Here is a 340-nt window from a genome sequence, read left to right on the forward strand (position 1 = left end):
TAAAGAAAAAGCGATTCCTCCTTCTCAAATGAAAAAGATACTGAAGGGGCAATGTTCGGACTTCATTCAAGGATTCAAAGGAGAAAAAGGTGAATTTACAGCGGCACTTTATTTGGATAAGGAAGGACTAAAGCTCCGTTTTCCAACAATTGAGGATCGTACACTAGGAAAATGTCCGCTATGTAAGAGCCGAGTCCTTGTAGGGAAATCTCATTACTTATGTGAGCAATATAAAAAGACTTGTGAATTTATTATCCCAGGAGTGGTGTCTGGAAAGAAAATTAGTAGTAACAATGTGATCAAAATATTAGAAAAGAACATGACCGATCAAATCAAAGGG

The 340-nt window shown here is 37.1% G+C and carries 1 protein-coding gene; it reads left to right on the forward strand.

Annotation, left to right across the window (positions count from 1 at the left end):
* On the forward strand, window positions 1-340 hold a 340-nt coding region (locus HRG09_RS28460), incomplete at both ends, for a topoisomerase C-terminal repeat-containing protein (RefSeq protein ID WP_483862122.1).

The organism is Bacillus sp. Xin1 (assembly GCF_013314535.1).
In the GTDB taxonomy this organism is placed as follows: domain Bacteria; phylum Bacillota; class Bacilli; order Bacillales; family Bacillaceae_G; genus Bacillus_A.